A 26551-nucleotide genomic window follows, 5' to 3' on the forward strand; every position below is an offset into this window, starting at 1 on the left:
TTCAACTCGCCCTGCACCGCCAGGGGTTCCACGGAAGGCACGTCTTTCATGCTGGGTAAGGCAAAGCTGGCGGCCGTGGCCGTCGCAGGCGGCATGCTCGCCGTCACCATGTCCACCTCGGCCCACGCGGCCGGCAGCCCCACCAACCTGACGGGCAAGGGCTGCCCCTCCTCGCACCAGAACAGCTCGGGCGGCGTCACCTGGGTCCAGACCCTGAAGAGCAAGACGCAGTCCTCGACCGGCCGTTGGTACGGCCTGTACAAGGTCGTGTACCTCAAGCCGTCCACGGGCCAGCCGGTCTCGCAGCCCAACCGCGAATACGCCTGCTGAGCACGCGCACAGCTCCTCGACACCCCGGCCGACAACACGTCGCACGCCTCGACACATTGCCGCCGGTACCCCGCTGACCTGCGATGGTCGCCCCTTGTCCATACCGATATGCGGACAGGGGGTTACGCAGCGCGGTCACAGCCCCTAGATTTCGCGCACGTTACGAGGATGATCGCGCGAGGGGACGGACCGCCATGGCAGAGCCGAGACCGACAGCCGAGACCGAGCAGGCCGGGGGCTCCCCCGGCCCCGCCCGCAAGCTGTCGCCCAAGTCCGTGGTGATCTGGAGTCTGGTGGCGCTCGTCGGCGCGGCCGGCTGGGCGGTGCTCGCCCTCTCCCGCGGGGAGGAGGTCTCCGCCGCGTGGATGCTGGCCGCGGCACTGGGCTCGTACGCCATCGCGTACCGCTTCTACTCGAAGTTCATCGCGAACCGCGTCCTCAAGGTCGACAAGACCCGGGCCACCCCGGCCGAACGCCTCAACGACGGCGTGGACTTCCACCCCACCGACCGGCGCGTCCTGTTCGGCCACCACTTCGCGGCCATCGCGGGCGCGGGTCCGCTGGTCGGACCCGTGCTGGCCGCCCAGATGGGATACCTGCCCGGCACGATCTGGATCGTGGCGGGCGTGATCTTCGCGGGCGCCGTCCAGGACATGGTCACGCTGTTCTTCTCCACCCGCCGCGACGGCCGTTCGCTCGGCCAGATCGCGCGGGACGAGATCGGCGCGGTGGGCGGCGCGGCCGCGCTGATCGCCGTGTTCGCGATCATGATCATCCTGCTCGCGGTGCTCGCGCTGATCATCGTGAACGCGCTCGCCGAGTCCCCCTGGGGCGTCTTCTCCATCGGCATGACCATCCCGATCGCCCTCTTCATGGGCGTCTACCTGCGCATCCTGCGTCCGGGCCGGGTCACCGAGGTGTCGCTGATCGGCGTCGCGCTGCTGCTGCTCGCGATCGTCGCGGGCGGCTGGGTCGCCGAGTCCTCGTGGGCCGAGACCTTCACGCTGGAGCCGGGCACGCTGGTCATCTGGATGGTGATCTACGGATTCCTGGCCTCGGTGCTTCCGGTGTGGCTGCTGCTCGCCCCGCGCGACTACCTCTCCACCTTCATGAAGATCGGCACGATCGGTCTGCTCGCGATCGGGGTGCTCATCGCCCTGCCGACGCTCAAGATGGACGGCATCACGAAGTTCGCGACGAGCGGGACGGGTCCTGTCTTCGCGGGGTCGTTGTTCCCGTTCGTCTTCATCACCATCGCGTGCGGCGCGCTCTCCGGCTTCCACTCGCTGATCTCCTCGGGCACCACCCCGAAGATGATCCAGAAGGAAACGCAGATCCGGACGATCGGCTACGGCTCCATGCTGGTCGAGTCGTTCGTCGCGATCATGGCGCTGATCGCCGCCTGCATCATCGACCCCGGCCTCTACTTCGCGGTCAACGCGCCCGCGGGCGTGGTCGGCGACACCGTCCAGGCGGCCTCCACAGCCGTCGGCAACCTCGGATTCACCATCTCCCCCGACCAGTTGGCACAGGCCGCCAAGGACGTCGAGGAGGCCAGCCTGCTGCACCGGACGGGCGGCGCGCCGACCTTCGCGCTCGGCCTCTCGGAGATCTTCTCGGCGGCCTTCGGCGGCGCCGCGATGAAGGCGTTCTGGTACCACTTCGCCATCATGTTCGAGGCGCTGTTCATCCTGACGACGCTCGACGCGGGCACCCGCGTGGGCCGGTTCATGCTCCAGGACATGCTGGGCAACATCTACAAGCCGTTCAAGAACGTCAGTTGGCGGCCCGGCGTCTGGATCGCCAGCGCGATCGTCGTCATCGCCTGGGGCTACTTCCTCTGGGTCGGCGTGCACGACCCGCTCGGCGGCATCAACCAGCTCTTCCCGCTGTTCGGCATCGCCAACCAGCTGCTCGCCGCCGTCGCACTCGCCGTCTGCACCACCCTGCTGATCAAGTCCGGCCGCCTCAAGTGGGCCTGGGTGACGGCCGTTCCGCTGCTCTGGGACGTGGCGGTGACGCTCACCGCGAGCTGGCAGAAGATCTTCTCCGCCGACCCGAAGGTGGGCTTCTTCGCCCAGCGCGACGTCTACCAGAGCGCACTCGACAAGGGCCTCGACAAGGTCGGACTCGCCAAGAACCGCGACCAGATGGAGACCATCGTCACCAACTCCACGGTCGACGGGGTCCTTTCGATCCTCTTCGCCGTGCTGATCGTCGTGGTCCTCTTCGAGGCCTGCCGCGCCTGCCTGAAGGCGATCCGCCACCCGGCCGCGGTCACGCTCAGCGAAACCCCCTACGTCGAGTCGAAGATCGTCGCCCCCGCCTCGCTCTTCGCCACCAAGGAGGAGAAGGCGGAGCTGGTCGCGGCGGGCGTCGGCCCGGAGGGCGGCCCGCGCGGAAGCGAGGAGGAGAAGGTGTGAACACCACCGCCCGGACCGCCGACGCCCGGACCGCCGACGCCCGGACCGCCAGTACCCGGGCCGCCGGTGCACGGACCACCGGCGCCCGGAGCGTCACCGCCCGGACCGTCGCCGCGGTGCGCCACCGGCTGGGCCGACTGCGTTGGTACGTACGGGAAGTGACCGGAGAGGCGACGTACGACCGGTATGTCGCACACGCCCGGTCGCACGACCCGGGCGCCCGGGTGATGACCCGCCGCGCCTTCGAGCGCAGCCGCACGGACGCCCGCGAGGGCGACCCCAGGTCGGGCTTCCGCTGCTGCTGAGCACCTCGCCCGCACCTCGCCGAGGACCTGCCAGGACCTCGTCAGGATCCGTCAGGACCTCGCTGAGGACCCGCTGAGCCCTCTCGTACGGCCTGGTGTCCCGCCCCTCGAAACGGGGTGGGCCGCCGGGCCGTACGCGTTGCACACTGCCCTCCATGGACATCACGATCAGGCTCGCCGAGCCCCACGAATACACCGAGGTCGGCGAGATCACCGCCCGCGTCTCCCTCGACGACGGCTTCCTCGACGACGGCGCGGAGGATCCGTATCTGCTCGTGCTGCGCGACGCCGCCTCCCGTGCCGCCCGGGCCGACCTGCTGGTCGCCGCCGATGCCGACGGCACGCTCCTCGGCACCGTCACCTACGCCCCGCAGGGCACCGAGCTGCAGGACATCGCCGTCCCCGGCGAGGCCGAGTTCCGCATGCTCGCGGTCGCGCACCGGGCCAGGGGGCGCGGGGCGGGCGAGAGCCTCGTACGCGCCTGCATAGCCCGTGCGAAGGCCGAGGAGGGCGTCGTACGGCTGGTGATGTCGACCCAGCCGACCATGCTCGGGGCACACCGGATCTACGAGCGGCTGGGCTTCGTACGGACGCCGGAACGGGACTGGGAACCGGTGCCTGGACTGTCCCTGTTGACGTACAAACTGGAGCTCTAGGACCCATCTGGCCCGCTTCCACTTGTGAAGCCTCGCGACGCGCGACACAAGATGTGGTGGGTTCTCCAACGAGGACCCACCACATGTATGCTCGTGCTCGCTGTCGTCGCAGGGGAATCCGGTGAGAATCCGGAACTGTCCCGCAACGGTGTGTCATGTGCGCTTTTGCGTACCGCCAAGTCCGAGGACCTGCCGACAGCGCATCCGGCTCGACCGAACCGGATACCGATACGTCCGGGCCTCGTGGTTGGGCCGGTGGACGCCAGGCGACGTGCGCCCCTTTCCGGGGTGCCGTGTGCCCGCGCGCCCCCTCCGCCGCAGGCCCCGCGCCGAGCGAGGGAGAGCCCCCACGTGACCATCGCGCCAGTCGATCCGGCCACCGCACAACAGTCTCAGGACAGCCAGGACGCGCCCGGGACCGCGCTCCTGCGCACCCTGACCGACCTCACCGCCGACCTGCCCGACACCGACCCCGGCCGGGTCGCAGCCGCCGCCCTGCGTGGGCGCAACGCACGCTCGGACGCCGCCGAGCTGCGAGAGCTCGCCACCGAGTCCGCCGCAGGACTCATCTCCGAGGACCCGGCGTACTCGCGCCTCGCGGCCCGCCTGCTCGCCCGTACGATCCGGGACGAAGCAGCCACCCAGGGCGTGAACTGCTTCTCCGAGTCCGTCTCCGTCGGCCACCGCGAAGGGCTCATCGCGGACCGTACGGCCGACTTCGTCGCCAAGCACGCGGCGGCTCTGGACGAGCTGGTCGACCTGGACGGCGACGACCGCTTCGAGTACTTCGGCCTGCGCACGGTCTACAGCCGCTACCTGCTGCGCCACCCGATCACCCGCCAGGTCATCGAGACCCCGCAGCACTTCATGCTGCGCGTGGCCTCCGGTCTGGCCGAGGACGACAGCGAGCGGGCTCTCGCCGAGGTCGCCTCGCTGTACCGCCTGATGAGCCGCCTGGACTACCTCCCGTCCTCGCCGACGCTCTTCAACTCCGGCACCCGCCACCCCCAGATGTCGTCCTGCTACCTCCTCGACTCCCCGATGGACGAGCTGGACTCGATCTACGACCGCTACCACCAGGTCGCGCGCCTCTCCAAGCACGCCGGCGGCATCGGTCTCTCGTACTCCCGCATCCGCGCCCGCGGCTCCCTGATCCGCGGCACCAACGGTCACTCGAACGGCATCGTGCCGTTCCTGAAGACCCTGGACGCCTCGGTCGCGGCCGTGAACCAGGGCGGCCGGCGCAAGGGCGCCGCCGCCGTCTACCTGGAGACCTGGCACGCGGACATCGAGGAGTTCCTGGAGCTCCGCGACAACACCGGCGAGGACGCCCGCCGTACGCACAACCTGAACCTGGCGCACTGGATCCCGGACGAGTTCATGCGCCGCGTGGACCAGGACGGCCAGTGGTCGCTCTTCTCCCCCGCCGACGTCCCCGAGCTGGTGGACCTGTGGGGCGAGGAGTTCGACGCCGCCTACCGCAAGGCGGAGGCCGCCGGTCTCGCCAAGAAGTCGATGTCGGCGCGCGAGCTGTACGGCCGCATGATGCGCACCCTCGCGCAGACCGGCAACGGCTGGATGACGTTCAAGGACGCCTCCAACCGCACCGCCAACCAGACGGCGGAGCCGGGCCACACGGTCCACTCCTCCAACCTCTGCACCGAGATCCTTGAGGTCACGAACGACGGCGAGACCGCCGTCTGCAACCTCGGCTCGGTCAACATGGGCGCCTTCGTCGACACCGCCACCCGCGACATCGACTGGGACCGCCTGGACGAGACGGTCCGCACGGCCGTCACCTTCCTCGACCGCGTCGTGGACATCAACTTCTACCCGACCGAGCAGGCCGGGAACTCCAACTCGAAGTGGCGTCCGGTGGGCCTCGGCGCCATGGGTCTCCAGGACGTCTTCTTCAAGCTGAAGCTGCCGTTCGACTCCGCGGAGGCCGCCGCGCTCTCCACGAAGATCGCCGAGCGGATCATGCTCGCGGCGTACGAGGCGTCCTGCGACCTCGCCGAGCGCTCGGGCCCCCTCCCCGCCTGGGAGAAGACCCGCACCGCGCGCGGCGTGCTGCACCCCGACCACTACGGCGTCCAGGTCTCCTGGCCGGAGCGCTGGGACGCGCTGCGCGCCCGCATCGCCAGGACCGGCATGCGCAACTCGCTGCTGCTGGCCATCGCGCCCACCGCCACCATCGCGTCCATCGCCGGTGTGTACGAGTGCATCGAGCCGCAGGTCTCCAACCTCTTCAAGCGCGAGACGCTCTCCGGCGAGTTCCTCCAGGTCAACTCCTACCTGGTGCGTGACCTCAAGGAGCTGGGCGTCTGGGACGCGCAGACCCGCGAGGCGCTGCGCGACGCGTCCGGCTCGGTCCAGGGCTTCAGCTGGATCCCGGCCGAGGTCCGCGACCTGTACCGCACCGCGTGGGAGATCCCGCAGCGCGGCCTGATCGACATGGCCGCCGCCCGTACCCCGTACCTCGACCAGTCGCAGTCCCTGAACCTCTTCCTGGAAACGCCCACCATCGGCAAGCTCAGCTCGATGTACGCGTACGCCTGGAAGAAGGGCCTGAAGACGACGTACTACCTGCGCTCGCGCCCCGCCACGCGGATCGCGCGCGCCGCCGGCTCCCAGGCGTCCGCCGAGGCCCCGGCCCCCTCCGCCAACATCCCCGTGCAGCAGGTGACGGACGCCGAAGCGCTCGCCTGCTCCCTGGAAAACCCCGAGTCCTGCGAGGCCTGCCAGTAATGAGCACCAACTCCGAAAAGAACCTGCTCGACCCCGGCTTCGAGCTGACTCTCCGCCCGATGCGCTACCCGGACTTCTACGAGCGCTACCGGGACGCGATCAAGAACACCTGGACCGTCGAGGAGGTCGACCTCCACTCGGACGTCGCCGACCTTGCGAAGCTGACCCCGGGCGAGCAGCACATGATCGGCCGTCTGGTCGCGTTCTTCGCGACCGGCGACTCGATCGTCTCGAACAACCTGGTGCTCACGCTCTACAAGCACATCAACTCCCCCGAGGCGCGGCTGTACCTGTCCCGCCAGCTCTTCGAGGAGGCCGTGCACGTCCAGTTCTACTTGACGCTGCTCGACACCTACCTGCCCGACCCGGAGGACCGCGCGGCGGCCTTCGACGCGGTCGAGGAGATCCCCTCGATCCGCGAGAAGGCGCAGTTCTGCTTCAAGTGGATCAACGAGGTCGAGAAGCTCGAACGGCTGGAGACGAAGGCCGACCGCCGCCGCTTCCTGCTGAACCTGATCTGCTTCGCGGCGTGCATCGAGGGTCTCTTCTTCTACGGTGCGTTCGCCTACGTCTACTGGTTCCGCTCGCGCGGTCTGCTGCACGGCCTCGCCACGGGCACCAACTGGGTGTTCCGCGACGAGACCATGCACATGAACTTCGCGTTCGAGGTCGTGGACACCGTCCGCAAGGAAGAGCCCGACCTCTTCGACGACGAGCTCCAGCAGCAGGTCACCGACATGCTGAAGGAGGCGGTCGCCGCCGAGCTCCAGTTCGGCCGTGACCTGTGCGGCGAGGGCCTGCCGGGCATGAACACCGAGTCCATGCGCGAGTACCTGGAGTGCGTCGCCGACCAGCGCCTGGAGCGCCTCGGCTTCCCGAAGATCTACGGGTCGTCCAACCCGTTCTCCTTCATGGAGCTCCAGGGCGTCCAGGAGCTGACGAACTTCTTCGAGCGCCGCCCGTCGGCGTACCAGGTGGCCGTGGAAGGCACCGTCGGCTTCGACGACGACTTCTAGGCCTTACGCGTACGGCAGTGGGGCCCCGGACTCGGAAGTCCGGGGCCCCACTCGTCGTCCGTACCGGCTAGCGCTGTACGCCACGCCCCGAAAGCGCGCCCGTCACCGCCATCGGAACGGCAAGCACCACCAGCGCGACCAGCCCCGTCGTCCAGCCGCCGGTCAGGTCCCGTGCGGCGCCGAACGCGATCGGACCGAGGGCAGCCAGCAGATAGCCCACGCACTGCGACATCGCCGACAGCAGTCCGGCCTCGCGCGCGGTGCGGGCGCACAGCGACATGTAGGTGATGCCCAGGGACAGCACCGCGCCCAGGCCGAGGCCCAGCAGGGCCGCCCACAGCACTGCCGCCCCGGTCGGCGCGGCGATCAGGCCGACGAAGGCGGCCACGCACAGCGCGCTGCCGCCCACCGCGAGGTGGCTCTGCCGCCTGGAGTGCTGGGCCCACACCGGCACCAGTACCGAGGTGACCACGGCCGAACCCATGCAGACCGCGAGCAGCACCCCGGCGCCGCCCTCGGTGTAACCGTGGTCGATGTAGAACGACGGCAGCCAGGTGGTCGCGGTGTAGTAGAGGAAGGACTGGAAGGCGTAGAACAGGGCGACCGCCCAGGCCAGCCGGCTGCGCCAGACCGATTCGCCGTCCGGCGCGGGGAGCTCGGCGGGCGTGCGGTCGCGCCGCAGCCTCGGCGCCCAGACCAGGAGCGCGGCCAGCGCCAGTACGCCCCAGACGGCCAGGCCGCCCGCCCACGACAGCTCCAGCGAGTCGCGCAGCGGAACGGTCGTGGCGGCGGCGACCGCGCCACCGCCGACGAGCATGGTGGTGTGCAGGCCGGACATCAGCCCCACTTGCCGTGCGAAGTCCCGCTTGATCAGGGCCGTGACGACCACGTTGGCGATGGCCACCGCCGTACCCGCCAGGAACGTCCCCGCGAACAGCGGCAGCAGTTCGGGCACCAGCCGCACCGCGCTGCCGCACAGCAGCACCAGCAGTACGACGACGAGCGTGCGCTCCATGCCCCAGCGACGGGCCAGCCGGGGCGCGAGCGGGGCGAAGACGCCGAAGCAGATCAGCGGCAGGGTGGAGAGGGCGCCCGCGCCGACGTTGGAGAGGCCGGTGGCGTGCCGGATGTCGTCGAGCAACGGGGAGGCGGCCACGATGGCGGGCCGCATGTTGATGCCGACGAGCAGTACCGCCAGGACGGACCAGAGCAGGAGGCGCGGGTTCCGGGAGACAGCCTGCCCGGGGCCCGGGGGTGGCGGTGCGGGGGCGGCCTCGGTACGTGCGTCCCGCTCTGAGACGCGGGCCGCCGCCGGTTCGGGGGGTGGGGTCACGGGCGGTCCTTCCGGGGAGGGCGGCCCACCGGGCCCCCGTCGTCGCCTCGGCATTCCCCCAAGGACGGCGGGGGCGGCGGGACGGGGACCCGGTGGGCGGTCGGGGAGGGCGGTTCGGTGGGGGGCGGGTGCGGTCGGGGCAGTCGGGGCGCGAGCCGTTCAACGACCGGGCTCAAGGGCCGGTTCGGGCCGACTCAAGGCCGGTGCCCAGGCCGGTCCGGCGGGCGGTACGGAGGCCTGGGCGGGGGCCGGTTCGGAGGCCGGTCCTGCCCCCGCCGGGAGCCGCGGCGGCTCAGGCCGGGTCGGGAGGCGCGGCTGCTCAAGCCGCGCCGGGAGCCGCCACGAGGGGCCGGAACGGCACCGGTTCGCCGTCATCGGGTGCGACGGCGTGGATGCCCCTGGCGTGCGCCGCCCGCAGGAAGCGCCCGCGTACGTCGTGCTGCTCCGTGTAGTACGGCGGGTTGTTGAAGAGGTCGTAGTGGATCGCACACGCGGTCGACGCCTCCAGGACCACGGCCGCCTCGACCGCCTGCTCGGGGGTGAGCGTGGCGGGCTGGTTGGTCGGGGTGAAGCCGTCGCGGCGCGTCAGCACTCCCGCGATGGGCAGGAACGCCACGTCGAACGGGCCGTGGTCCCGGGCGATCTGCCACCACCTGCCGTGCCAGATCGTGTCGCCGAAGTGGATGACCCGCAGCCCGGGTGCCTCCACGATCCAGGCGACCTGGTCGTCGCCCCGCCAGTCGTGGGAGGCCACCGGAATGGTGGCGAAGGGCCCGAACTCCCGCCGCTCGCCCAGCTCCTGGGGCACGGCGGGCACGCCCGCCTCCGCGAGCACGTCCACGATCGGGGTGTGGCAGCCCACGCTCGACCCCTCGTCGGCCGCGATGCCGGCGAGCAGCTTGCGGTCGTAGTGGTCGGGGTGGAGGTGGGTGATGAAGGCATGGGTGCGTACCCCGGGCGGGGCTTCGATGCCGGGCATGGGGCGGCGCGGCGCCCCCTGGAACCCGGCGAGGTCCGCCGTGTTCTGCAGGGCGTCGACGACCACCCGTACGTTCCCCGCCCGCACTTCGACCCCGGCCCAGGCGAGCCGCCGGAGTGTGACGGTCCGTTCAGCGGTCATGGGTGGCTCCTCTCGGTGTCCGTCACTTGCCGTTGACATGCAGGCCCCTGGCCACCTGGTCGCCCAGGTCCTTGTGGACGCTGCGCCAGTAGTCGACGACACGGGTCTTCGTCCGGTCGGTCACCTCGGGCGCCGAGGCGTGCGCGACGATGTTGGCCACCAGGTGGGCGCGGTCGGTGTCGGTCATGACCTTCTCCCAGAGGGCGCGCGGCTGGACGAAGTCGTCGTCCTCGGCGTGCGGCCGGTGGGCGCTGCGGACGATCTCCCCGGTGACGTCGTAGCTCTCGCCCGCGAGCAGGTTGGGGTCGGCCACGGGGCCGCCGTGGCTGTTGGGCGCGTACACCGGGTCGGCCGGGTTCGTGAACCGCATGGCCCCGTCGCGGCCGTAGGAGTGCACCGCGTTCTTGGGCCGGTTGACCGGCAGCTGAAGGTAGTTGGGGCCGATCCGGTGGAGGTGGGTGTCGGGGTAGCTGAACAGCCGGCCCTGGAGCATCTTGTCCGGGGAGGCGCCCACGCCGGGCACCAGGTTCGACGGTTCGAAGGCGGCCTGCTCGACCTCGGCGAAGTAGTTCTCCGGGTTGCGGTTCAGGGTGAGGGTCCCGATGTCGATCGGCGGGTAGTCCTCGTGCGGCCAGACCTTGGTCAGGTCGAACGGGTTGAACCGGTAGTCGGCCGCGTCCTCGTACGGCATGACCTGCACCTGGAGCGTCCAGGTCGGGTGCTCGCCGCGCCGGATCGCGGAGTGCAGGTCCCGGATGTGCAGGTCGGGGTCCTCGGCGCCCGCGGCGGCCGCCTCTGCGTGGGTGAAGTTCTTGATCCCCTGGTCGGTCTTGAAGTGGTACTTCACCCAGAACTTCTCGCGGGCCTCGTTGTACCAGAGGAAGGTGTGGCTGCCGAAGCCGTGCATGTGCCGCCAGGAGGACGGGGTGCCCCGGTCAGACATCAGGAGGGTGACCTGGTGGGCGGACTCCGGCGAGAGCGTCCAGAAGTCCCACTGCATGTTGTTGTCGTGCAGGTGGGTGTCGGCGCGCCGCTTCTGCGAGTGGATGAAGTCGGGGAACTTCATCGGGTCGCGGATGAAGAAGATCGGCGTGTTGTTGCCGACGATGTCGTAGTTGCCCTCCTCGGTGTAGAGCTTCACCGCGAAGCCGCGCGGGTCGCGCGCGGTGTCGGCGAAGCCGAGTTCACCGGCCACCGTGGAGAAGCGCAGGAACAGGTCGGTACGCCTGCCGCGCTTGAAGACGTCCGCCTTGGTGTACTGGCTGACGTCCTCGGTGATCTCCAGGACGCCGTACGCCCCGCCGCCCTTGGCGTGCACCACCCGCTCGGGCACGCGTTCGCGGTCGAAGGCGGCCAGCTTCCTGATGAGGTAGTGGTCCTGCAGGAGCAGCGGGCCGTCTGCCCCCACGGACTGGGAGAACTCGTCGCTCGGCACCGGAATGCCGCTGTCCGTGGTCGTCACGGGACGACTGTCTGCCATGGCGCTTTCCCTTCTGCTGTACGGGGGTGGCGGGGCGGTCCGGCGACCGCCCCGCCCGTCGTGCGGTACTGGGTGCTGCGGGGTGCCGTTACGCGAGTTCCGCGCGGAGCAGCCAGTTGCGGGGTACGTTCGCGACCTCGCGGGGCTGTACGGCGTACGGCCAGCGGCCCTCGCCAGCCCCCGGCTCACCCGGCTCCTTGAGCTCCCGGACGGTCCAGCCGTGGCTCGCCAGGAACTCCTCGGGGGTGTCCGTGCCGAACAGCCACGGGATGCCGTCCTCCTTGAGGGCGGCCAGGAAGAGCTGGGTGGCGGGGCTGCGCAGCAGTTCCCTGCTGAGGATGTCCACCGCGACCCAGCTGCCGGGGGCGGAGTGGTCGGCGAAGGTGCGCAGCAGAGTGGCGGACTGCTCCTCGGTCAGGAAGAACAGCAGCGCCTCGGGCACCCAGAGCGTGGGCAGCCCCGGGTCGAACCCGGCCGCGTGCAGCGCCGTCGGCCAGTCGCCCGCGAGGTCCGCGCGGACCCTGCGGAGGCTGACGGAAGGCTCCGGCGCGCCGAGCCGGGCGAGCCGCTGCTCCTTCTCCTCGATCAGGGCCTGGTGGTCGACCTCGTACACCTGGACGTCGTCCGGGAGCTTGAGGCGCAGGGAGCGGGTGTCCATGCCGGCGGCGATCAGCACCACCTGCTTGATGCCGCGTGCGGTCAGGTCGTCGATCGCGTCGTCCAGGTAGCGGGTGCGGACGGCCACGAACTCGACGAGTCCGCCGCCGCCGTACTTCTCCAGCAGTTCGAATCCGCGCGGCTCGGCCAGCTTGCGGGCCAGCGGGTCGTCGAAGAGCGCGTCGTCCCGCTCGCTCTCCAGCGCGCGGGCCGCGGCGGTCCACTGCGACGTGTAGGAAACGGCCTCCATGAGGGGCTCCGTTCTCGGGAGGGGGAAGGAGAAAGGGAAGGGGAAGCAGCCTTGGAACCGGGCTGTTCAGGCGGGCTTGGGCCGGTTGCGGAAGCGGGCGTTCAGGATCAGCGTCAGCACCTCGACGCCGTCCGCGTTCAGCAGCCGGCCGCGGTTGCGGACGATCCGGAAGTCCGGGTCGGAGAGGGACGGCAGGGACGCGACGACCTCGCACGTGCCGTGCAGTACGTCGCCGGGGCGCACCGGATGCAGGAAGCGCAGTTCGTCGACGCCGGGCGAGCCCTCGACGGTGCCCGCCGCCGCGGCGTCCGGCAGGAGTGTCGTCACGTACAGGCGCATCCAGATCGCGGCGGTGTTCCAGCCGCTGGCGATCAGGCTGCCGAAGGCGGAGGCGCGGCCCGCCTCCTCGTCGAGGTGATAGGGCTGCGGGTCGTACGTCTTCCCGAACGCGACGATCTCCGCGGCCGTCACCTTGTGCGCCCCGAGGTCGTGGAGCACGCCCTTCTCGTAGTCCTCGGCGTGGAGCAGGCGAGCCATCAGAGGAACTTGCTCTCGATGGCCGCGAGCGTACGGAAGTCGGCGAGGTCGATGGCCTCGCGGTCGATCTCGGTGTCGCCCGCCTCCTCGATCGTCATGACGAACTCGACGAAGGAGAGGGAGTCGACGAGGCGCGCGGTGATGAGGTCCTCGTCGGGGGCGATGGCGGTGCGCTCGGGGTGCTTGGCCAGCAGCCAGTTCCGTACGGCGTCAATCTTGGACGAGGTGGTGCTCGGCATGGAAGTCCTCCTCGGGGACGGCAGGGACGGCAGATGTGTCGGGCAGGTCGGTGCGGGGGTGCGTCGTCGTCGCAGCGGCTGCGACGGCGACCGCGAACTGTTCTTCGTGGGAGATGCTGAGGTCGACGGTGGTGAGGCCCGCTCCCGCGGCCCAGCGCTCCGCACGTCCCGCGAGCCGGACGACGGGCCACTGTCCGGGGTGCTTCAGCACCTCGATGGACTGCCAGGGCAGTGTCCGGTCCGCGACGTGCAGGAGCTTGAACACGGCTTCCTTCGCGGCGAGCCGGCCCGCCACCGCGTGGATGTCCCACTCGGTGGCGAAGCGGCTCAGCCGGACTTCCGCCGGGGTGAGCATCCGGTGCAGCGCGGCGCCGCCCTCCGTGGCGGCGAGGGTCCGCACCCGGGCCACGGGGACGAGGTCGACACCGATCCGGATCATGGAGCGGTGGCGGCGTCCGCCGCGGTGACGGCCGCACGCGCGCCGGGCAGGTCACCGGCGAACCGGTCGCCCAGCACCGCGAGCCACCGTTCGAGACCGAACGCGACGCACCCGGTGTAGGCGTGCTCCCCGGTGTCGTCCAGCGTGATGCCGCAACGCTCGCCGAAGAAGTTGCGGTGCGTGTTGACGGAGGCGATGGCCAGCCCGTCGACCTGGAACTCGTGTTTGACCGGGCTGAGTTGCTGGAGGAGTGCGCGCCCGCCGTCCCGTTCGAAGAAGGGGTCGGCGGCCGCCCGGCGGACCACGTCGAGCCCGAGCTCCTTCACGAACCGCTCGATCCGGTCGGTGAAGCGCGCGTTGAGGTCCTGGGTGTGCTCGTACGATCCGACGGCCACGATCTCGCGCATGTGGAAGCTGAGCAGTCGGCGCAGCCCCTCGTACTCGTTCTCGTTGCGGAAGCACCGGTTGACGAGGGTGAGGGTGGTGTCGGGGGCCACCGAGCGGTTCTCGCAGTACAGATAGGCCCCGTAGCAGGTGGAGTGCGGCAGCCCCAGGATCGCCGGGGCCGTGTCGTCGCGGGCGAAGCTGCCGCCGACCGGGACCGGCGGGGTGCCGGTCACGTCCAACGGGCCGCCGACGAACTGGAGTTGCGGGAAGTTCTCGTAGACGTCGAACTTCTCCAGGTCGCCGAGCGGGTAGACGGGCGGCGGCAGGATCTCCCGTGCCCCGGCGCCGGTGCCCCAGCTCGTGAAGATGTGGTCCAGCGTGTGCAGCAGATCCGTCTCATCGGGGTCGAGGATGGCGAGCGCCCCGCCCCGCGCGGTCGAGAGCGGCGCGGTCACGTGGCCCCCTCTGCACCGGCGGTCCCGGCCGGGTTCCCGGCCGGGTTTCCGGACGGGGTCAGCTCCCGGTCCGGCAGGATCCCGGTCTTGACCAGGAAGTTGACGGGCTTGCGCAGGACTCGCCGCTGGAACTCGCGGGTGCGCGGGGAGGCCAGCAGGCGCCTGCGGACGGCGTGCGGTTCGGGGATGCCCGCGTCCCGGTAGACCTGCGGGTTGAAGAGGGACTCGAAGCTGTAGTTCAGATAGCGCTTGATGTATTCCTGGACCTCCCGGAGCTGCTCCTCGGTGGCCTTCGACTTCAGGTCTTCGAAGAGGATCGAGACCAGTTCGCGGCCGAAGGCGATGTGCCGGGATTCGTCCTGGTGGTGAATCCGGTTGACCGCGCGAATTGTTTCGTGCAGTTGCTCGTCGGCCGCCATCGTGCTGTTGAAGTGGTCCACCAGCTCTTCAAAGAGAAGAATTCGAACGAATACCAGAAAACTGGCCGCCTCGGGCCATTCATCACCTTCGCCCGCCGGCGCCACCTGCGGGTAGATCTTCCCTCCGTAACGCTGGCAGAACTCGGCGAAGAACCACATGTGTTCGTTCTCTTCGCCGATGAAGTGATGGAAGAACTCGGACGGTACCTCGAAGCCACGGGTGTGGATCCGGCGGGTGACCTCGACGATCAGGTCGCGGATGCCGTCGACGTTGAGGCTGTAGAAGTTGATGCTCTCGCACCGGGAGAGCCGGTGGAGCGTTTCCTGGTCGAGCTCGTCGGCGATTTCCGTACCGTGCGTGGTGGTGAGTTCAGGGCTCATCCACCACTGGTCAGCCGGCAGGGATTCGGGCCAGTTGAACGTCTGATAGGGGTTGTAGTAGTCCTCGACCGACTTACGGTTCAGACGTTCCAGGATTTCCTGGAAACGCTCGTCCTTGCCGATCAGATCACTGATCACCGTACCTCCTTCATTGTGCTCGCCGTGCGAATTTCTCTCGTCCTGCTCATCCCTCGCTCTCGGATTGCTCTCGTGGCACTGAAGGTTCCACGGGGCACCTTGAACAGTCCAATAAACTCGCGCTATCCACCGATCGACGACCGCCGAGAAGGGCAGGTCGGACACCCCGCGACCTCCTCGAAAGTGACGCAGGTCACACGATCGACCCCCGCTCCGCCCACTTGCTGGATGCTGTCGTTGACTAGACAGAGTCTAATGTGGCTACACTCGTGGGACGCTTTCCGGAGTCAACGCACCCGGTGCGCAACCCAGTTGGCCGTCGAGCAGGAGGGCTCTGTCCATGTGGGGCGCCGAGGAAGACTTACCGAACCTGTCCGGGCTGCTCCGCCGTCTTGAGTACTTCGTCGCGGTGGCCGACGAGCTCCACCTCGGCAGGGCCGCCCGCCGCTGCCAAGTGACCCAGCCGACCCTCTCCCACCAAATGACGGTGCTGGAGGAGGAGTTGGGCGCCGTCCTGCTGAGCCGGAGCAGCCGCCCGATGACCCTGACCCCTGCGGGCAGGACCCTGCGTGAGGAGGCGCCGCGGCTCCTCCAGCACACGTACACCGTCAAAGAACGCGTCAGGGACGTCGACGCTGGACGCCGGAGCCCGGTCAGAGTCGCCTTCAGCCGGTCGGGAATCGCCCTGTACCAGCGACAGATGGTCACCGAGTTCAGCACCCGCGACGCCGTGCCGGTCTCCGTGGAGTCCGGCTGGTCGGAGCGCAACCTCTCGCTGGTACGCACCGGCCAGGTCGACTTCGCGTTCGTCAGGCCCCCCGTCGACGCCGACGACCTGCGACTCTCCGTCGTCGGGGAGACGGAACTGGTCGAGGTCCACCCCAGGACCCCCGGACCCACCCGCAACCTCTCCCGGGCTGCCGGCCGCGCCGCGAACAGCAGCCCGCCACAACTCCCCCCGCTCCTCCTCTGGCCCCGCGCGCTCGCCCCCGGCCTCCACGACGCGATCCTCTCCATCGCCCGCCGCCGGGGGCATCCCACGAAGGTCGCCCGGGAGGAGCCCGACTACGTCAACCTGGCCGCCGCCGTGGCCTCCGGCGCGGGCATGACCTACATGGACCGCAGCATCGCCGAATGGGCGAGCCTCAGCGCGGACCTGGACATCCGTCCGCTGGGTCCGCCCGGACCCAGGACCGAGATCGCCGTGGTCTGGCGCGACGACCAGGACGAGGACCTGGCCGCACGCTTCGTCGCCACCTGCCGCCGGGTCGGCAGCGCCTGCCTGACCGGCCACACCCACCCCGACAGGTCCCGTCCCCAAGGAGTACCCGCGTGAACTGCTACGACTGCCACGCCTCCGCCGCACCCGCCGCACCCGCAGCCCCCGCCGTCGGCGTGTGCCACTGCTGCGGCGCCGGGCTCTGCCCCCAGCACCTCCGCCTCACCAGGCCCGTCCTGCACCGCCCGAACGGCCTGGGCCTCTCGCACGGCCCCACCCCCGCGCGCCGGTTGGCGTGCGAAACCTGCCACGCCGCCGCGGTCGGCCTCCCCGCCGCCTGAACGCCGCGGGCAGCACAAAGGGGGCGGTGCGCCGTCACGGCACACCGCCCCCTCCCCGGGACAGCTCAAAGGGCCCCGGCCCGCTGCGCGACGACCGACCGCTGAACGACGCCGGCCGCCCGCTGCCCGCCCGCACCGGCCCGTACCCGGACGGCGGGCAACCCCTTCTCCGCGCGGGCTAGCTGACGGTCGATGCGCCGGTCGTTCAGATGTCCGACCAGGGAAGGAAGGGCGAGGAGGAAGAAGACGAGGGCGACGGCGAGCAGGTCCAGGAAGGTGCTGGTGGCTGTGTTCATGCCTCTACTTTCGTCCGGCGGAAGCAGATTGATGAGTGGCAGGACTGTCACCATTCATCGAATTGCTGCCACACTGGCGGCATGCTGAAAAACGTGGCCGTCGCGCTCGTCGACGGAGTGAACCCCTTCGAACTCGGCGTGCTCTGCGAGGTGTTCGGCATCGACCGCAGCGAAGCGGGCCTGCCCGTCTACGACTTCGCCGTCTGCGGAGTCGACCAGCGTGAACTCGCCTCCCGCTCGGGCGCGTTCACCATCAACGTCCCGCACGGCCTGGACCGGCTCGAAGAGGCCGACCTGATCGCGATCCCCGCCGACCAGCACTGCGAGGCCCGCACCTACCCGGAACCGCTGCTCGCCGCCCTGCGGCGGGGCGTGGAGCGCGGGGCCCGGGTGCTCAGCGTCTGCTCCGGAGCCTTCGTGCTCGGCGCGGCCGGACTGCTCGACGGCCGCCGCTGCACCACCCACTGGCGGCACGTCGACGAACTGGCCCGGCGCTTCCCGAAGGCACGGCTCGAACCCGATGTGCTGTACGTCGACGAGGGCCCGGTCATCACGTCCGCGGGGACCGCCGCGGGCATCGACGCCTGTCTGCACCTGGTCCGCCAGGAGGACGGCCCTGAGGTCGCGAACACGATCGCCCGCCGCATGGTGGTGCCGCCGCACCGGGACGGCGGCCAGGCCCAGTACATCGAACGCCCGCTGACCCGGACCCGTTGCGACACGGTCGGCGAGGTGCTGGTCTGGATGGAGCAGCACCTCGAACTCGACCTGACCGTGGAGCAGTTGGCCGAGCGCGCCCATATGTCGCCGCGCACCTTCGCCCGCCGCTTCCAGCAGGAGACCGGCACCACTCCGTACCGCTGGGTGCTGCGTCAACGGGTGCTGCTGGCCCAGCAGTTGCTGGAGGCGACGGACGAGACGATCGACACGATCGCGGGCCGGTCGGGATTCGGTACGGCGGCCGGCCTGCGCCACCACTTCCTGCGCACGCTCGACACGACCCCGAACGCGTACCGCCGGACCTTCAGGGGCCCTGCGAGAGCCGCCTGAACGGCCCTGATGCGGTGCGCGGTTACGCGGCCGCCGAAACCTTCGGGCCCGTCGCGGCCTTCGGGTCCGTCGAGGCGTTCGGGCCCGTCGCGGCCGGGTAGTCGATGTAGCCCTCCGCCCCTCCCCCGTACAGGTTCTCCGTCGGCGGCCCGGCGAGCGGAGTGCCGTGGGCCAGGCGGGCGGGCAGGTCCGGGTTCGTCATGAACAGGCGGCCGAGGGCGACCACGTCCGCATGCCCCTCCCGCACCAGCCGCGCCCCCGCGACGGGGCTGCTGGGCACCGGTCCGTTCGTGTTGGCGACGAGCGTTCCCGACCAGCGCGTCCGCAGGTCGGCGATGGCCCCGTACGCACCGTTCTCAAGTACGTGCAGATAGGCCAGGCCCAGCGGGTCCAGCGCGTCGACCAGTGCGCGGTACGTGGTGCGCGCGTCGGTCTCCGCGAGCTGGTTCTCGGCGTTGTCCGGCGAGATGCGCAGGCCCACGCGGTCCGCGCCGACCTCCGCGACGACCGCGTCGACCACTTCCAGGGCGAACCGCAGCCGGCCGGTGAGCGAGCCGCCGTACCCGTCGTCGCGGAGGTTGGTGTTGTCGGCGAGGAACTGCTGGATCAGATAGCCGTTGGCCCCGTGGATCTCGACCCCGTCGAAGCCGGCCTCGACCGCACGCCGGGCCGCGGACGCGAAGTCCCGTACGGTCATGGCGATTTCGGCGGTGGTCAGGGCGCGCGGCACGACGTGGTCGAGCAGCCCGTCCCGGGTGAAGATCTGCTTCCCCTCGATCGCGACGGCCGAAGGGGCGACCGGCAGCTCGCCGTCCGGCAGCGTCAGCGGGTGGGTCATCCGGCCCACGTGCCACAGCTGGGCGAAGACCGTGCCGCCCTCGGCGTGCACCGCCTCCGTCACCTCGCGCCATCCGCGCACCTGGGCGTCGGTCACCAGGCCCGGGATGCCGGGGCCGCCCTTGGCGAGCGCGTTGACGTACACGCCCTCGGTGATCAGCAGCCCGGCCCCGGCGCGCTGCCGGTAGTACGTGGCGGCGTGCGGGCCCGGCACCCCCGTGGTGTCGTCGGCGCGCCCCCGCGTCATCGGGGCCATCGCCACCCGGTTCGCCAGCTCCAGCCGTCCCGCCCGGTACGGCTCCAGCAACTCCCGCGTCTTCCCGCCCTCTTCACGCATCTCCGCGTCCCCCGTGCGTCCCTTCACGGCCCCGGCGCTCACGCGGCGCTCCGGTCCAGCGCGACGACCTCGACCTCGATCTGCCAGTCCGGCTGCGCCAGCGAGACGACCTCGACGAGGGTGTCCGCGGGGTAGGGCTCGGCCAGGAACTCACCGCGCAGCGTGATCACGTGCGGCAGGTTGGCCGCCATGTCCCGTACGAAGATCCCGACCTTGACCACGTCCGCGAAGGTCAGCCCGGCCGCCTCCAGCACCCGCCCGACGTTGCGGAACGCCTGCCGCCCCTGCTCCAGGAAGCCGCCCCCGACGGTCCTCCCGTCCTCGTCGAAGCCCGCCTGACCCGACACGTACACGAAGCCCCCGGCCCGCACGGCCTGCGATATCCGGTACGGCGCGTACCAGTCCGGCGTGGTGGCGACCTTCTCGATGCGCCCCGCGGTGGCTGCGCTCCCGTTGCTGGACATACTTCTCCCCTGTTCTCGGCGGGGCCCGGCACCGGCCCCCGCACGGATGGCGTTACGAAACGTTCCGTAACGTCACGGAAGCTAGAACAGCCCGGGGCGGCTTGTCAAAACGAAACGTAACGTCACGTGAGAGGTAGGGTGAGCGCATGACCCCCGACCCGAACAGCGACCGGCGCAGCGAGCGCGCCCGCCGGGCGATCCTCGACGCGGCCTTCGACCTGGTGAGCCGCAAGGGCTTCGCGAAGGTGACCATCGAGGCCATCGCCGCCCAAGCCGGCGTGGGCAAGCCCACGATCTACCGCTGGTGGCGCTCCAAGGGCGCGGTGGTGCTGGAGGCGATGGGCGAGGTGATCGGCGACGACTTCGCCTACCCCGACACCGGCGACATCGCCGCCGACCTCACGACCCAGATCACCGCGGTGACCCACCAGTTGATCACCGGCGGGATCAGCGAGGCCTACCGGGGCGTCATGGGCGAGGCCCAGAACGACCCCGCATTGATGAAGGCGTTCCGCGAGACGATCCTGGAGCCCAGCATCGCGGAGTGCAGGGCCCGCCTGGACTCCGCCGTCGCCGCCGGGCAGCTCCGCTCCGACCTGCCCACCGACGTGATGGTCGACCTCTTCTACGCGCCGATCCACTACCGGCACTTCCTGGGCTTCGGCGACGACGCGGTCCGGTGCAGCGCCGATCTCGTCCAGGACGTCCTGCTCGGCCTGCGGCCCCGGCCGGACGCGGGGTGAACGACCGGTGCCCGGCCGCTCGTTGAGCGGCCGGGCACCGGAGGACGTACGAGCGGCGGGGACTACGCGTTGGGCACGGTCTCGTAGCGCGCCGTGCCCTCCGCCATCTGCTTCAGGGCGTCCTTGCGGTCCCGCTTGGACAGCCGGTCGATGTAGAGGCGGCCGTACAGGTGGTCCGTCTCGTGCTGGAGGCAGCGGGCGAAGTAGCCGGTGCCCTCGATGGCGATCGGGTTGCCCTCGGCGTCCTGGCCGCGGACGACCGCGTAGTCCGGGCGGGCCAGCTCGGCGTACGCGGTGGGGACGGACAGGCAGCCCTCGTTGGAGTCGTCGAGGACGCGCCGCTCGGCGGGGAGCTCGTCGAGGACCGGGTTGCAGATGAGGCCGGTGTGGCGGACGCCGTCGTCGTCCGGGCAGTCGTAGATGAAGACCTTGAGGTCGACGCCGATCTGGTTGGCGGCGAGGCCCACGCCCTCGGCGGCCTTCTGGCTGGCGAACATGTCGTCGATCAGCGCGGCCAGCGAGGCGTCGAACTCGGTGACGTCCTTGCACTCGCGGTGCAGGACCGGGTTGCCGACGACCGTGATCGGACGGGCGGTGCCGCGCTCGCGGTACGCCAGCTCGCGCGCCTCGCAGTCCTCCGTGTCTACGACGAACCCGCTCGATACCTGCTCGTCGACCTGCTGCTGCTGCGCCATGTCCGCCGTACGCCTTCCTCAAAACCCGAATCGATGCCCGTACAGCGTACGTGCCACGGCCCGCGGACCCCTGCGGGATTCAGCAGACCTCTTCGAGATCCCGCCATTCCCTGCTGTCCGGGCTGTCCGCCACCCAGCCGTCGAGCAGGCCGCGCACCAGTCCTGGCGGTGCGGCGAGACCGCACTCGCGCTCGGGGACCCACAGGTCGCCGTTGGTCCGGTGGCCGAGGGGGCCGGGGTGGCCCGGCTCGCTGTGGTCGTGCGGGTCGAGGTGCTGCTCGCCGTCGCCCTCGTCGGAGGGCATCCGCGACTCCGAGCAGGTCCGGCAGAGCAGCCGTACGGACGAGGACCAGTCCTCGGCGGCGAATCCGGCGTCGGCGGCGAGGCGCTCCAGGGCGTCCCGGTCGGCCTCCGTGGCGGCCTCCAGGAGGACCACCCACGTCGGGACCGGCGAGGGCGCCCACAGCTCGATCTCGTCGAACACGGGGAAGGAGGGGCCTGCGGCCGTCACCCGCTCCCCGTGCGGCACACCGTCGTGCAGGACGACCTCGCCCCAGCGCCGCCCGGAGGACGGCAGCGGGATCGACAGCACCTCGATGCGGGCGGGGTCCAGCCTGCGCCCCCACACCACCTCGGCCTCGCCCTCGGGCGAGAGCCGCACCGCGGCGCTCCCCAGCTCCATCCCGACCGGCTCACCGCTCTCCGTCGGGCCGCCGGGCACCTTCAGCCCGTACGCCTGCCAGGCCCTTCGGGCGAGCGGCCAGTCCTGGAGCGCGGTGGCGGCGATCCCGACGTTCCACCAGTCGGGAGCGCCGGTCTCGCGGTCGAGCAGGGCGACGGCGCGCAGTCCGGCGGCCCTCGCCTGGTCCCAGTCGTGCCGGAACTTGTGCAGCAGCGCCAGATTGAACCAGGACTCCGAGAGCCAGGGTTCGAGGTCCGCCGCACGTGTCAGCAGCGCTCCCGCGTCCTCGTACCGACCGTCGCCGATCAGCGTGAACGCGCGGTCGGTGGCCTGCCGCCACGAGGCGGAGGGCCGATGCCGTACCTTCCCGAAGATCCTCACGATTCCCGCCTGCCGGTTGGCTCTCTCCCCCGGCTTCCACACACGCCAGGGGCTCTCTTCGCATCCAACCATGCCCGGTCGGAGGCCCGCTCATTACCCACTGGTTACCCAGGCGGGGGCAGGGCGACTCCGCACGCGAGACTCCTCCGTCGAAGGACGCGGGCCAGGGATTCCACGACCTCGCTCTGGTAGTCGTGCCCGGTGCCGAGCCGCAGCTGCTCCAGCGCGCTCAGCGGGCCGCCCAGCCCTCCTCCGCATTCCCCCGAGAGGTCGTCGTACGCGTTGACGGTGCGGACGATACGGGCGGTGAGCGGCTGCTCACGGTACGGATCGGCCTGCCGCTCGACGACGACGGCGACCTCCGCGGGAACCCCGGTCTGCCGGACGACCGCCCCGCCGAGCAGGGCGATGCGCCGCTGGTCCGCGGCGGGCAGCAGGGCGGTCGCGCCGGCCGGAACGGGGTCGACGAGCGACAGCTGCCCGATGTCGTGCATCAGGGCGGCCTGCTCCAGGAGGGTCAACTCCTCACCGGACAGGCCGAGTTCACGTCCCACCGCCCGGGAGAGGGCCGCGACCCGGCGGGCGTGGCCCGGCCTGGTGTACCCGGCGATCTCGGTGGACCTGGCCAGGGACGCGATGGTCTGCCGGTAGGTGTCCCTGACCTCCCCGTACCGCTGGAACGACAGCTGGGTCAGCAGCAGCGGCACGCAGAACACCGGCAGCGCCCACAGCCCCGCCACCGCGACGGCCAGCGCCATCACCACGCCCGTGGCACACACCGCGGAACCGATCCCCCGCAGCGCCCGCAGCTCGTCCCGGAGCAGCGGCCCGTACGGATGCCCGGTACGGGCCCGTACGAACGCGGCGGCGAGCACCGCGTCGCACAACCCGGTCAGCGCCAGCAGCAGCACCAGGAACAGCGCGAACCAGGGCCCCTGCCCGATCCACTTCTCCACGGCGCCGGAGTGGGAGAGCGGCTGGAAACAGACGGCCGCGAACCCGACGGTCAGCACCCGCCGGGCCATCCGGTCGAGCCCCGGACCGCGCCCGCACTCCCCTCTCCGCCGCTGCCTCCGCGTCCGCCTCCGTACGACGAGGTGCGGCACGGCCCCCGCGAGCAGCGCCCCCACGGTCACCACCACCACCTGCCACACCCCGTGGCCGGTGGGCTCCCCGCCGCAGCGCCCGAGCAGCGCGTACGCGAGCGCCCCCGCGGTCCCCAGCGGCGCGACCCCGTCGCCCCGCTGAGCCACCTCGCCCACCCAGATCAGCCCCCAGAACGCCACGGCCACCCCGGGCTGCACCACCCCGTACCGCACCACCCCCACGAGCGCGGCCGCGGCGAGCAGCAGGGCGGCGCCCCTGACGAGCAGGACGACGCCGGGCGGCCGCTGCCCCCTCACGTCCGCCGTCCCGTCATGTCCGGCGCCCTCGCCGCTCCACCCGGGACGGCGCGCTTCCCCGCTGCCCCACCAGGGACGACGTACCGCCGCCTCCACCGGCCCCGGTCCCGGGCGATACGGCAGGCGATACGGCAGGCGGCACGAGGGGCGGCGCAGCAGGCAGCACTGCTCCTGCTCCCGGCCCCGGCCCCGGACCTGCTCCCGGCCCCGGCCCCGGCCCCGGCCCCGGCGGCGCGCTCTCCCCCTCGTCCGCCGTCACCACCGGATTCCACCCCTCCTTCCCCAGTGCGGCCACCAACGCCCCCACCATCCGCGGGTCGAACTGCGCCCCCGCGCACCTCTCCAGCTCCGCCACCGCCTCCGCCACCGGCCGGGCCCGCCGGTAGGACCGCGTCGACGTCATCGCGTCGAAGGCGTCCGCCACCGCCACCACCCGTGCGAACTCCGGGATCCGCTCCCCGGCCAGCCCGTACGGGTACCCGCTCCCGTCCATCCGCTCGTGGTGGTGCAGGATCGCCGCCCGCGCCTCGTCCAGGAAGCCGATGCCCCGCACCATCTCGTGCCCGTACTCCGGATGGAGTTCGATGACCCGCCGCTCCTGGGGTGTGAGCGGTCCGTCCTTCCGCAGCAGCCGCGTCGGCACCCCGAGCTTCCCCACGTCGTGCAGGATCCCGGCGAACCGCAGTACTTCCCGCCGCTCCTCGTCCATCCCCAGCTCGGCGGCCATCATGGCGGAGGCCCGCCCCACCCGTTCGCTGTGGCCCCGCGTGTAGCGGTCCTTCAGGTCGACCGCCTGGACCAGCGCCCGGACGGTCGCCCGGTGCGCGTCGTGCTCGCGCTGGTACTGGGCGAAGGCCCAGCACGACAGATACATCGGCAGCAGCACGAAGAGCGCGGCGAGCGGCCCGTAAGGACTGCGCCACAGGACGGCCATCATCAGCCCGGCGAGCCCGTGCACACAGTGCGGCGCCAGCGACCGCAGGAACAGCCCCCGCCACGCGGTCCGCACCGGCCGCCGCTCGGCGGTGACGAGGATGGAGCCGTCGAGCACGGTCAGCACGGCGCAGAACCCGGCCACCGCCGCGCCCGCGGACAGCAGCGCGTACGGAAAGTCCGGCACCGCACCGTCGTGCGGCGGTCCACCGGCCGGGCGTCCCTCCAGCACGGTGCGGAGGTACGAGGCGGCCCAGGCCGCGAGCGCGAGCTCCGCCGCCCGCCACACCCGCCGCACCGCACGCGGCCGCCGCGTCACCCGCCCGAGCAGCGCACCGGGCACGGCGACGAGGGCAGCGGCGGAGGGCGGCAGCAGGAAGACGGCGGCGAGCGGTACGGGGAAGAAGGCGGCGGGGCCGGCGGAGACCCGGTGCCGGAAGAGGCCGCAGCTGGGCAGCAGCTCGCAGGCCGCGTACAGGAAGGCCAGCAGGGCGACGGCGTCCCAGGGGGTGTGGTCGAGGTCGGCGAGTACGCAGAGTCCCGCGAGGAGCACGGCGCACAGGACACAGGCCCGCGCTCCCGCCGGTAAGGCTCGCACCGCTCCCCCGCAACCCTTCGGCTCCGCCGCCAAAATCGTGCGTCAGGCTAGCCATTGCGGAGCCGTGGCATGCACGAAGGCCGCCGGTTCCTCCCATCGGGTGACGACGGGACGGGAACCAACGGCCTTGCGCGGTACGTTCTCTCGGTACTGCCTTACCTACCCGCTACTTCTTCTCCTTGGCCACGGCCGAGAGCACGTCCGACGTCACGTCGGGCGGCGTCGCACCGGGCGGAGGGACGAGGTCCGGAGCGGCCACGTCCTGCTCGGGCACGGCCTGCCCGGACCGGATCAGATCGATCCGCCCCAGCACCTTCGAGCGCAGGTCGACGGGGACGTCGTCCGAGCCGCAGCAGCGCTTGACGAGCTTCTTCACGGCCTGCTCCAGGCCGTACTTCTCCAGGCACGGCGAGCACTCCTCGAAGTGCTCCTCGAACTTGGTGCACTCGCCGTCCGGCATCTCTTTGTCGAGGAACTCGTAGAGATGGTCGAGCACCTCAGAGCAGTCCGTCTCGTGCGGATCTCCGCAGCTCATGAGCCCGAGCCTTTCACTTCGTTCGACTCCCCGGACGCCGGTCCGGCACCCGCAGGCACCAGGCCGCGGTCCCGGGCGTAGTCCTCAAGCATGCCGCGCAGCTGGCGGCGGCCCCGGTGCAGCCGGGACATGACCGTACCGATCGGTGTCCCCATGATGTCCGCGATTTCCTTGTAGGCAAACCCCTCGACATCGGCGAGATACACCGCGATTCGGAACTCCTCCGGGATCGCCTGGAGCGCCGACTTCACGTCCGAGTCGGGCAGGTGGTCCAGCGCCTGCGACTCGGCGGAGCGCAGCCCGGTCGACATGTGCGACTCGGCGCGCGCCAGCTGCCAGTCCTCGATCTCCTCGGAAGCACTGCGCAGCGGCTCCCGCTGCTTCTTCCGGTAGGAGTTGATGAACGTATTGGTGAGAATCCGGTAGAGCCAGGCCTTGAGGTTGGTCCCCTCGCGGAACTGGTGGAAGGACCCGTACGCCTTCGCATACGTCTCCTGGACCAGGTCCTCCGCATCGGCCGGGTTGCGCGTCATGCGCAGCGCGGCCGAGTACATCTGGTCGAGGAAGCCCAGCGCGTCCCGCTCGAAGCGCGCATTGCGCTCGGCGGTGGTCTCCTCCGCGTGGCCGGCATCGGTCCCTGCGTCGGTCCCAGTGACCGGACCCACCTCCTTCAGCGCCGTGGCGGGCCCGAATGCGGACCCGCTCGACTCGGAGGATAGACGAC

At 70.9% G+C, this 26551-nt stretch carries 28 protein-coding genes and 1 riboswitch; of the genes, 10 read left to right on the forward strand and 18 right to left on the reverse strand.

What is annotated here, in order from left to right:
- Positions 1-48 precede the first annotated feature (48 nt).
- From ACH4SP_RS38665 to ACH4SP_RS38690, 6 genes are all read left to right on the forward strand, one after another.
- Positions 49-330, forward strand: coding sequence for a hypothetical protein (locus tag ACH4SP_RS38665; protein ID WP_398422490.1), 282 nt, complete (start codon positions 49-51; stop codon positions 328-330).
- 194 nt (positions 331-524) lie between these two features.
- A complete protein-coding gene (locus ACH4SP_RS38670; protein WP_398422492.1) occupies positions 525-2753 on the forward strand; it encodes a carbon starvation CstA family protein in 2229 nt (742 codons plus the stop codon).
- 116 nt (positions 2754-2869) lie between these two features.
- Complete coding sequence (locus ACH4SP_RS38675) at positions 2870-3058, forward strand: CstA-like transporter-associated (seleno)protein (RefSeq protein WP_398422827.1); 189 nt, start codon at positions 2870-2872, stop codon at positions 3056-3058.
- 155 nt (positions 3059-3213) lie between these two features.
- Complete coding sequence (locus ACH4SP_RS38680; protein WP_398422494.1) at positions 3214-3714, forward strand: GNAT family N-acetyltransferase; 501 nt, start codon at positions 3214-3216, stop codon at positions 3712-3714.
- Positions 3715-3784: 70 nt separating this feature from the next.
- A riboswitch (cobalamin riboswitch) is annotated at positions 3785-3926 on the forward strand.
- 139 nt (positions 3927-4065) lie between these two features.
- Positions 4066-6462 (forward strand): ribonucleoside-diphosphate reductase subunit alpha, encoded by a 2397-nt coding sequence (locus tag ACH4SP_RS38685; RefSeq protein ID WP_398422496.1) that lies wholly within the window; start codon positions 4066-4068, stop codon positions 6460-6462.
- A complete protein-coding gene (locus tag ACH4SP_RS38690; RefSeq protein ID WP_398422498.1) occupies positions 6462-7478 on the forward strand; it encodes a ribonucleotide-diphosphate reductase subunit beta in 1017 nt (338 codons plus the stop codon). The genes ACH4SP_RS38685 and ACH4SP_RS38690 overlap by 1 nt, the downstream gene beginning before the upstream one ends.
- A 67-nt stretch (positions 7479-7545) precedes the next feature.
- On the opposite strand, the gene ACH4SP_RS38695 is transcribed toward ACH4SP_RS38690, so the two are convergent.
- The 9 genes from ACH4SP_RS38695 to ACH4SP_RS38735 all read right to left on the reverse strand — a co-directional run bounded on the left by ACH4SP_RS38695 (position 7546) and on the right by ACH4SP_RS38735 (position 15313).
- A complete protein-coding gene (locus tag ACH4SP_RS38695) occupies positions 7546-8811 on the reverse strand; it encodes a CynX/NimT family MFS transporter (protein ID WP_398422500.1) in 1266 nt (421 codons plus the stop codon).
- A gap of 319 nt (positions 8812-9130) precedes the next feature.
- Positions 9131-9931 carry an MBL fold metallo-hydrolase gene (locus tag ACH4SP_RS38700; RefSeq protein WP_398422502.1) on the reverse strand — a complete coding sequence of 267 codons (801 nt, stop codon included), beginning with the start codon at positions 9929-9931 and terminating at the stop codon, positions 9131-9133.
- 22 nt (positions 9932-9953) lie between these two features.
- Positions 9954-11411, reverse strand: coding sequence for a catalase (locus tag ACH4SP_RS38705; protein ID WP_398422504.1), 1458 nt, complete (start codon positions 11409-11411; stop codon positions 9954-9956).
- Positions 11412-11499: 88 nt separating this feature from the next.
- Complete coding sequence (locus ACH4SP_RS38710) at positions 11500-12318, reverse strand: class I SAM-dependent methyltransferase (RefSeq protein WP_398422506.1); 819 nt, start codon at positions 12316-12318, stop codon at positions 11500-11502.
- A 66-nt stretch (positions 12319-12384) separates the two neighbouring features.
- Entirely contained in the window at positions 12385-12855 is a 471-nt protein-coding gene (locus tag ACH4SP_RS38715; RefSeq protein ID WP_398422508.1) for a MaoC family dehydratase, read from the reverse strand.
- Positions 12855-13094: a phosphopantetheine-binding protein gene (locus tag ACH4SP_RS38720; protein ID WP_398422510.1), complete on the reverse strand. Its 240-nt coding sequence runs from the start codon at positions 13092-13094 to the stop codon at positions 12855-12857. Before ACH4SP_RS38720 ends, ACH4SP_RS38715 begins: the two co-directional genes overlap by 1 nt.
- Entirely contained in the window at positions 13066-13533 is a 468-nt protein-coding gene (locus ACH4SP_RS38725) for a holo-ACP synthase (protein ID WP_398422512.1), read from the reverse strand. The genes ACH4SP_RS38720 and ACH4SP_RS38725 overlap by 29 nt, the downstream gene beginning before the upstream one ends.
- Positions 13530-14375 carry a hypothetical protein gene (locus ACH4SP_RS38730; RefSeq protein ID WP_398422514.1) on the reverse strand — a complete coding sequence of 282 codons (846 nt, stop codon included), beginning with the start codon at positions 14373-14375 and terminating at the stop codon, positions 13530-13532. Before ACH4SP_RS38730 ends, ACH4SP_RS38725 begins: the two co-directional genes overlap by 4 nt.
- The gene (locus ACH4SP_RS38735) at positions 14372-15313 is read right to left on the reverse strand and encodes a diiron oxygenase (RefSeq protein WP_398422829.1); all 942 of its coding nucleotides are present in this window, start codon (positions 15311-15313) and stop codon (positions 14372-14374) included. Before ACH4SP_RS38735 ends, ACH4SP_RS38730 begins: the two co-directional genes overlap by 4 nt.
- Positions 15314-15653: 340 nt before the next feature.
- On the opposite strand from ACH4SP_RS38735, the gene ACH4SP_RS38740 reads away from it, so the two are divergent.
- Positions 15654-16649 carry a LysR family transcriptional regulator gene (locus ACH4SP_RS38740; protein ID WP_398422517.1) on the forward strand — a complete coding sequence of 332 codons (996 nt, stop codon included), beginning with the start codon at positions 15654-15656 and terminating at the stop codon, positions 16647-16649.
- On the forward strand, positions 16646-16873 hold the full coding sequence (locus tag ACH4SP_RS38745) for a DUF2180 family protein (protein WP_398422519.1): 228 nt from the start codon (positions 16646-16648) through the stop codon (positions 16871-16873). The genes ACH4SP_RS38740 and ACH4SP_RS38745 overlap by 4 nt, the downstream gene beginning before the upstream one ends.
- A 65-nt stretch (positions 16874-16938) precedes the next feature.
- Here ACH4SP_RS38745 and ACH4SP_RS38750 read toward each other — a convergent pair whose 3' ends face one another.
- Positions 16939-17169, reverse strand: coding sequence for a hypothetical protein (locus ACH4SP_RS38750; protein ID WP_398422521.1), 231 nt, complete (start codon positions 17167-17169; stop codon positions 16939-16941).
- Between the two features lie 81 nt (positions 17170-17250).
- Between ACH4SP_RS38750 and ACH4SP_RS38755 the strand changes: the two genes are divergently transcribed.
- Positions 17251-18219 carry a helix-turn-helix domain-containing protein gene (locus ACH4SP_RS38755; RefSeq protein ID WP_398422523.1) on the forward strand — a complete coding sequence of 323 codons (969 nt, stop codon included), beginning with the start codon at positions 17251-17253 and terminating at the stop codon, positions 18217-18219.
- A gap of 22 nt (positions 18220-18241) precedes the next feature.
- On the opposite strand, the gene ACH4SP_RS38760 is transcribed toward ACH4SP_RS38755, so the two are convergent.
- Together ACH4SP_RS38760 and ACH4SP_RS38765 are read right to left on the reverse strand one after the other, a co-directional pair.
- Positions 18242-19435: an alkene reductase gene (locus ACH4SP_RS38760; protein ID WP_398422525.1), complete on the reverse strand. Its 1194-nt coding sequence runs from the start codon at positions 19433-19435 to the stop codon at positions 18242-18244.
- Positions 19432-19857, reverse strand: a complete 426-nt coding sequence (locus ACH4SP_RS38765; RefSeq protein WP_398422527.1) for a RidA family protein — start codon at positions 19855-19857, stop codon at positions 19432-19434. Before ACH4SP_RS38765 ends, ACH4SP_RS38760 begins: the two co-directional genes overlap by 4 nt.
- Positions 19858-20003: 146 nt before the next feature.
- Between ACH4SP_RS38765 and ACH4SP_RS38770 the strand changes: the two genes are divergently transcribed.
- Positions 20004-20600, forward strand: a complete 597-nt coding sequence (locus tag ACH4SP_RS38770) for a TetR/AcrR family transcriptional regulator (RefSeq protein WP_398422529.1) — start codon at positions 20004-20006, stop codon at positions 20598-20600.
- 62 nt (positions 20601-20662) lie between these two features.
- Here the strand turns inward: ACH4SP_RS38770 and def are convergent, their stop codons facing one another.
- The 6 genes from def to ACH4SP_RS38800 form a co-directional block, all read right to left on the reverse strand.
- Complete coding sequence (def, locus tag ACH4SP_RS38775; RefSeq protein WP_398422531.1) at positions 20663-21295, reverse strand: peptide deformylase; 633 nt, start codon at positions 21293-21295, stop codon at positions 20663-20665.
- Positions 21296-21374: 79 nt separating this feature from the next.
- Positions 21375-22358, reverse strand: a complete 984-nt coding sequence (locus ACH4SP_RS38780) for a tetratricopeptide repeat protein (RefSeq protein WP_398422533.1) — start codon at positions 22356-22358, stop codon at positions 21375-21377.
- A 104-nt stretch (positions 22359-22462) separates the two neighbouring features.
- Complete coding sequence (locus ACH4SP_RS38785) at positions 22463-23761, reverse strand: HD domain-containing protein (protein ID WP_398422535.1); 1299 nt, start codon at positions 23759-23761, stop codon at positions 22463-22465.
- A 13-nt stretch (positions 23762-23774) separates the two neighbouring features.
- Positions 23775-25292, reverse strand: a complete 1518-nt coding sequence (locus tag ACH4SP_RS38790) for an HD-GYP domain-containing protein (protein ID WP_398422537.1) — start codon at positions 25290-25292, stop codon at positions 23775-23777.
- A gap of 166 nt (positions 25293-25458) precedes the next feature.
- A complete protein-coding gene (gene rsrA, locus ACH4SP_RS38795; RefSeq protein ID WP_398422539.1) occupies positions 25459-25827 on the reverse strand; it encodes a mycothiol system anti-sigma-R factor in 369 nt (122 codons plus the stop codon).
- Positions 25824-26492, reverse strand: coding sequence for a sigma-70 family RNA polymerase sigma factor (locus tag ACH4SP_RS38800; RefSeq protein WP_398422831.1), 669 nt, complete (start codon positions 26490-26492; stop codon positions 25824-25826). The genes rsrA and ACH4SP_RS38800 overlap by 4 nt, the downstream gene beginning before the upstream one ends.
- Between the last annotated feature and the right edge of the window lie 59 nt (positions 26493-26551).

Source organism: Streptomyces sp. NPDC021093 (assembly GCF_044333135.1).
GTDB lineage: Bacteria > Actinomycetota > Actinomycetes > Streptomycetales > Streptomycetaceae > Streptomyces.

Excerpts from the sequence above, each read along its gene's own strand:
- ACH4SP_RS38665 (WP_398422490.1), top strand. The coding sequence starts at position 49 with ATGCTGGGTAAGGCAAAGCTGGCGGCCGTGGCCGTCGCAGGCGGCATG.
- ACH4SP_RS38670 (WP_398422492.1), top strand. The coding sequence starts at position 525 with ATGGCAGAGCCGAGACCGACAGCCGAGACCGAGCAGGCCGGGGGCTCC.
- ACH4SP_RS38680 (WP_398422494.1), top strand. The coding sequence starts at position 3,214 with ATGGACATCACGATCAGGCTCGCCGAGCCCCACGAATACACCGAGGTC.
- ACH4SP_RS38690 (WP_398422498.1), top strand. The coding sequence starts at position 6,462 with ATGAGCACCAACTCCGAAAAGAACCTGCTCGACCCCGGCTTCGAGCTG.
- ACH4SP_RS38700 (WP_398422502.1), bottom strand. The coding sequence starts at position 9,931 with ATGACCGCTGAACGGACCGTCACACTCCGGCGGCTCGCCTGGGCCGGG.
- ACH4SP_RS38705 (WP_398422504.1), bottom strand. The coding sequence starts at position 11,411 with ATGGCAGACAGTCGTCCCGTGACGACCACGGACAGCGGCATTCCGGTG.
- ACH4SP_RS38710 (WP_398422506.1), bottom strand. The coding sequence starts at position 12,318 with ATGGAGGCCGTTTCCTACACGTCGCAGTGGACCGCCGCGGCCCGCGCG.
- ACH4SP_RS38715 (WP_398422508.1), bottom strand. The coding sequence starts at position 12,855 with ATGGCTCGCCTGCTCCACGCCGAGGACTACGAGAAGGGCGTGCTCCAC.
- ACH4SP_RS38720 (WP_398422510.1), bottom strand. The coding sequence starts at position 13,094 with ATGCCGAGCACCACCTCGTCCAAGATTGACGCCGTACGGAACTGGCTG.
- ACH4SP_RS38725 (WP_398422512.1), bottom strand. The coding sequence starts at position 13,533 with ATGATCCGGATCGGTGTCGACCTCGTCCCCGTGGCCCGGGTGCGGACC.
- ACH4SP_RS38740 (WP_398422517.1), top strand. The coding sequence starts at position 15,654 with ATGTGGGGCGCCGAGGAAGACTTACCGAACCTGTCCGGGCTGCTCCGC.
- ACH4SP_RS38750 (WP_398422521.1), bottom strand. The coding sequence starts at position 17,169 with ATGAACACAGCCACCAGCACCTTCCTGGACCTGCTCGCCGTCGCCCTC.
- ACH4SP_RS38755 (WP_398422523.1), top strand. The coding sequence starts at position 17,251 with ATGCTGAAAAACGTGGCCGTCGCGCTCGTCGACGGAGTGAACCCCTTC.
- ACH4SP_RS38765 (WP_398422527.1), bottom strand. The coding sequence starts at position 19,857 with ATGTCCAGCAACGGGAGCGCAGCCACCGCGGGGCGCATCGAGAAGGTC.
- ACH4SP_RS38770 (WP_398422529.1), top strand. The coding sequence starts at position 20,004 with ATGACCCCCGACCCGAACAGCGACCGGCGCAGCGAGCGCGCCCGCCGG.
- def (WP_398422531.1), bottom strand. The coding sequence starts at position 21,295 with ATGGCGCAGCAGCAGCAGGTCGACGAGCAGGTATCGAGCGGGTTCGTC.
- rsrA (WP_398422539.1), bottom strand. The coding sequence starts at position 25,827 with ATGAGCTGCGGAGATCCGCACGAGACGGACTGCTCTGAGGTGCTCGAC.